6 protein-coding genes are annotated in these 5,309 nt (G+C 45.2%); all 6 read left to right on the top strand.

Annotation, left to right across the window (positions count from 1 at the left end; translation table 11 throughout):
* The coding region (locus EYB53_RS13455) for a hypothetical protein (RefSeq protein WP_167857396.1) at positions 1–582 on the top strand (582 nt) is incomplete at its 5' end.
* A 282-nt stretch (positions 583–864) separates the two neighbouring features.
* On the top strand, positions 865–2,523 hold the full coding sequence (locus EYB53_RS13450; RefSeq protein ID WP_135478720.1) for a hypothetical protein: 1,659 nt from the start codon (positions 865–867) through the stop codon (positions 2,521–2,523).
* 2 nt (positions 2,524–2,525) lie between these two features.
* Positions 2,526–3,416: a hypothetical protein gene (locus EYB53_RS13445; protein ID WP_135478718.1), complete on the top strand. Its 891-nt coding sequence runs from the start codon at positions 2,526–2,528 to the stop codon at positions 3,414–3,416.
* 410 nt (positions 3,417–3,826) lie between these two features.
* Entirely contained in the window at positions 3,827–4,267 is a 441-nt protein-coding gene (locus tag EYB53_RS13440; RefSeq protein ID WP_135478716.1) for a helix-turn-helix domain-containing protein, read from the top strand.
* A gap of 47 nt (positions 4,268–4,314) precedes the next feature.
* On the top strand, positions 4,315–4,854 hold the full coding sequence (locus EYB53_RS13435; RefSeq protein WP_209949614.1) for a transposase: 540 nt from the start codon (positions 4,315–4,317) through the stop codon (positions 4,852–4,854).
* Positions 4,855–4,881: 27 nt separating this feature from the next.
* A partial coding sequence (locus tag EYB53_RS13430) for a hypothetical protein (protein ID WP_135478712.1) occupies positions 4,882–5,309 on the top strand: 428 nt, incomplete at its 3' end.

Genomic DNA, 5,309 nt, shown 5'->3' with positions numbered 1-5,309 from the left:
ACAGCGATTCCAGATCCTAAAGTTATAGATGAGTCATTTGATGAAACCTCAACAAAATTTGAAATAACAGGAGATGGATATAGACGTGTTGGTGGTAATTTAATTGTAGACGAAGATGGAGAGATTTTAATTACAATAGGCGACGAAACATGGAAAAACTGCCGAATCCATATTTATGGGTTAAGAGTAAATCAGAATGACGACATGGAGTTAATCGTATCTCTTAGAGAACAGCCAAACGACGGAGGGGCTATGCGTTTCGGCTTGGTATATCGCAATAATTCCCGGCTTAGTCCGTTTGATAATTCTCCCATTCCTGGATTTCTACGATCTTTCAGGGGGATATGGTGGAATAGAATGGACAGTAATGACATTATATTACCAGAAACCGATGACGAATTTCGAACGAGTATAGATTCTTTTGATGAGATCATAGTGGAAGTGAATGGGCAAGAATATCGTTCAGTTGTGGGTGGTCAACGGAAAGGATTTAAGGACGTAAATTTCGAAAGCGGTGCAGTTGCTATTACTATCCGAGGCTATGTATCCATTAGTAGGATTAAAGTTGAAGTACTTCCTTGACTTAAAATGGGCATCTGTTCGCTACACAAGCGGCCCAACAACCGCTTGCACGCTGACGCCGCTGGCGCGGCCTGTGACCTGGGCGCGACTTTGGCAGCTTTCCCGTGCCGCCACTCGTCTCGCTCCACAACGCTGCCAGCGGCGCAGGTGAAGCGGAGCGTTGGGCGGCCAAGTACAGCCGCCACTACTGCAAGGCTGCGGAGCCGCAAAGCCTGCTGTGCGGTTATGGTATACTGTGAACTGGGACAAAGTCAATATTCACAGAAAGAGAATGATTGAGCCATGCAACCGTCTTTAAGCGAAGTTGATCTCCTTTTGCAAATTGACTGGAGAGATTCAAAGTTAGATTCACTGGCCAAAGGCGATTGGATTACAGTGCATTCCATCTCTAACAGCAATCCCGGAACTACAGCCATATGTTCTGCCCTTATTCCGAATGACGAAATAGACGAATTCCTCTCCGAAACCTCGTGGGGTATAACAATTGAGGGATTTCTGCCGAGTTGTACTCGTTACGGCGGTTCAGAGGAAGGCGAGACACGATATTATCGTTATGGAAATGATCAAGGTATTGAACCGCTCGTTTTAATACGTTCTTTTCATGCAGTATTTGAACCTTATCTTGAAGTCTCAGAGGACTTTCGTCTCTTTCATAATTTGTACCAAGCACGTGATAATACATATTTTAAGATTACGAGTGCCGGAAATCGACATGACGTAATCCGAATAGTGAAAGATGTTGTGTCCATCAGAACAAAGGAACTTCGTCAGTTCTTGGCAATAAAGGAAATGCACTTAGCACTACTTATCGAGGTGACTCGCTTTTCTAGTATTTCTATTGATACAATTCCAGAAAACCAAAGATTCGCCGATGTATATGACGGTCTGACTCATTTCACATTTCACGTGTCGAGTAGTGATTGGTCAAGTAACTCAAGTCAAAGAACTTTCTCACGGCTTTTAGGGAAGAGACTGCTTTCCGGCTTTAGCAAAGAGAAAAGTGGCATGTGGCCATATGATCAAGCAGAACCCAAAACATTTGAGAGTTTCACAATTGGTGTAAACGATGATGGAGAAGCGATTCGATATACTTCAAATCCAGATTCACTCGCAAATTATTTTGGAGCCAATCCAGAATCTCCTGACTATTTGACACCTGTGTTTTTTGACCGGGAAGTATTAACAAAATACTATGCGCAGCCAGAAAAATACTCGGTAGAAGATGGATACCTACGATGCGGTGGTCTTTGGGGTCTGCGTCTTGACAATGATCACACAAAGCACATTATTGTCTACTTGGGCGACTTAGGGCGTGATTTACCATCTGAGGAGCAGCTGTATTGGAAGAGCTACAATATACTTCCAGACGGTAATGTTAGCCAAACGAACTTTCGGCGCAGTTTCTTGGCGGAGTTCGCTGATCCAGTAAACGTAGATCTTACATTCAAAACGACATTCAATGACTTCCAAAGTAAATGGGAATCAAAATATCGGTGGTACTTGCTCCTACCTCTCACAGAAGATGATGAGCATCTCCTCAATTCGCTGCGCATTCCTCTGACCAATGATCAATCAGAGTTCGACTATCAAGTATTAGCCTTAACAAAAATCCTTATCGACTCAATAAATGAGGCGGAACTCAGTAAAATCATTGGTGAAGCATCAAAGGAGATGAAAGGAATAGCTAAATTGAGTGAGTTTCTTAAAATACATCAACTTCCACAATATGATATTCATATTAAGTTTCTTCGAGATCTTCAATCACTTCGTTCTTCGAGTGTAGGACACAGAAAAGGCAGCGATTACATAAAAATAGCAAGAAAAATGGGTTTTGAAGAAAAGGATTTAGCTACTATATTCCATGACCTACTTATACAAGGTACAACTCTTCTTGTAGCCCTTCAACAGCATTTCTTAAACCAGCCTAAGGATGAGAATTAGTCATGAGTACCCTCCAACAAACCTTTCAAGAGTTCTCGATTATATGGCTTGTCATCTCCGCTGGTGTTGGCGGTATAATCGGCGCTCTTATTAAGTTCTTATTTGAGGAAATCCTTCAAACGAGATACCGATATTCGGTAAATTCTCGAAAAGTATTAAAAAAATATACCTACCCAATTCTACGCGCAGCAGATACGCTCGATAAGCGGCTTGAAAATCTTATCCGCTTTTCAAATAAAAACTGGTTTGACAAATCAGAACAGGACTACTACAAAATAAGCACTTTATATATATTCGGTTGTTATATTGGGTGGTGTAAAATATTAGAAGATGAAGCATTTATCGAATACGAAATGTCAAATAAAAAGGCAAGGGATTTTAGTATACGATTTAATACTGTTTTCAAAAGCCTTACTAATTTCTCGTACTTTCAAACATCAAACATAGATACGCTAGCAATACAAGAAGCCACACCGCCTCGTTTCACTTTGACAGCTATTGGAGAACTAATGATTAAATGCAATGAGAAAGAAAACAAAAAGGAGATCATTGATTTTATTGAGTTTTCACGACAATACAACACCTCGGACGAATTTAAGAGATGGTTTTTTTTTGTCGAGAGAATGTTTAGTGACCTAACTACATCTATCGATGATGCAAAGTGGAATAGAGTTTTGATTTTTGCCGCGAATATTCGTGCCTTGGTTATATTTCTAGACAAATCTTCAAGGCAAACGGCACCAAGAAAAATAACATTCCTTGAAAATCTTCACCCTTCAGTATCAATAGTGGTTCGAAAAGAATTAACATCTCTTGGGATGAGTAGTAAAATCACGAACGAGCCATTTCTTTTTAACGCTGAAACACCATTTCCTGTTAAACAAAAAACTTAAAAGTACTCTCGAAGCCGCCCAACATCGCCTGCAATTGACGCCGCTGGCGCGGCCTCAAATCTGGCGCGTTTTTCATGCGCGTCGTGTGTCGTCAGCCGTGCCTTCTATCAAACTTGCCAGCGGCGCAATTGAGGCGTGGCGTTGGGCGGCCTCAAGAAAAGCCACTGCTGATGTAAGGCTGCTCAGCCACAGTGCCCGTTGTACCATGTCAACTGCGTCCTGAATTTCAACCATTGAGATCAGAGCACAGAAAAACTGCCGAACTATTGTTTATATTGGCTTTGACATTTCTTGCTTTTCGTGTTAGCTTTGCATAATACATATAGCAGTCCTAGATGGTTCGTAAACCAGGCGGCAGTTGTGTGGTATCATCTCCTGGAAGTACCGTGGCTACCCTGGGAGGATGACCGATGGAGACTGACCTGCACGCATTTCTCCAAACGACCACCGACGTACGCGAGTATCGACGCGCCATCGCGGTGCAGTTGGCGCTCCAAGGCACACCCTATGCGACCATCCGGGAGGTGCTTCCCGTCTCGAAAGCATGTATTAGCAAATGGAAGAAGATCTACCACGCGTTGGGAACCGACGGTTTGCGCATCGGCTACCGTGGCTCGGAAAGCTTTCTGACGGCGACGCAACGGACGGAGGTGCTCATCTGGATTGCCGCGCAGACCCCCTGCGATGTCGCACGGTTGCGGGCGCATCTGCAGGATCAGTATGGCGTCGTCTATCAATCGGATCAAAGCTACGATGCACTCCTGCACGCCGCCGGCCTGAGCTGGAAGAAGGTGCAGGCGAGCAATCCAAAAAAAACGACGCCCAGGTCGCCGCGAAACATGCCGAACTGACCGCGTATGTGACAGCGCATCAGGACGCGATCGAACGGCAGGAGCGGGTGCTGCTCTTTGTGGACGAATGCTTCCTCCATTGGGGGGACGTGTGTGGGTATGCTTGGGCCAAGCGCAACGAGCGGGCAACGCTCGACGTCGTCAACACGCAGGCCCGCCAACCTTTTTATGGAGCCCTCGATGCCTTGACGGGCGAGATGCACCTGATGTCGTATCCCGTGGCCCAGACGGACAATACCACCGATTTCCTGGTCGAATTGCGTCTGCGCTATCCGGACGCCAAACTCACGATCTGCTGGGATAATGCACGCTGGCATAAAGGGAAGGAAATGGAGCGCTTTCTGGCCGAGGTGAACGGTGCGTTGTCGCCCGAGGATTGGCCGATCACCTGTATCAATGTTGCCCCCCATGACCCGACCCAGAACCCCATCGAAGAAGTTTGGCGCCAAGGCAAAGCTGCCATCCAGAAGCTTCGCCTCGTCGCCACGAAGTTTCAGGATGTCATCGACGCGTTTGAGCAGGTCTTGGAACGCCACACCTTTGACTTTCCCAATCGCCAGCGCTATGGCCGTTTACAAATGATCTAGGACTGCTATATCAGATCAGGAGGATATATGGCGAAGCGAGATTATGTTGCTGAAATTCTCACAAAGAGGGCAAGGCTGTATCCAAAAACAAAGAGATGGGATAAAATAGCGCCACATCTTCGTGGCCTCGGTGATGCAGTAGATGTATGGGAGTTGATGAGCGAAGAAGAGGAATTTTTTCTTGATAAAATTCAAGAACGAGATGGATCGCATATAATCATCAACATCCCTGATGGGCTATTTGAATTACAAAGGCACTTTGCTGTTCGCTGTGTTGCCTGCATGGAAGGCTATTTTCGTTTAGTCATCGCAGATCTTGTTGATTTCGGGGAGCCTTTCAGAAGTAATGCCGCGAGTTTTAACCAGATAAGCTTTTCTATTGATACTGCATTATCTCTTCAGTATCCTCCCCAAAACCGCTGGATCAGGCCGCTGGTTGCATCCCGACACCCGCC

This window comes from Candidatus Chloroploca mongolica, assembly GCF_004762035.2.
Taxonomy (GTDB): Bacteria; Chloroflexota; Chloroflexia; order Chloroflexales; family Chloroflexaceae; genus Chloroploca; species Chloroploca mongolica.
This window is presented reverse-complemented; position numbering and strand designations above follow the sequence as displayed.

Excerpts from the sequence above, each read along its gene's own strand:
- EYB53_RS13450 (WP_135478720.1), top strand. The coding sequence starts at position 865 with ATGCAACCGTCTTTAAGCGAAGTTGATCTCCTTTTGCAAATTGACTGG.
- EYB53_RS13445 (WP_135478718.1), top strand. The coding sequence starts at position 2,526 with ATGAGTACCCTCCAACAAACCTTTCAAGAGTTCTCGATTATATGGCTT.
- EYB53_RS13440 (WP_135478716.1), top strand. The coding sequence starts at position 3,827 with ATGGAGACTGACCTGCACGCATTTCTCCAAACGACCACCGACGTACGC.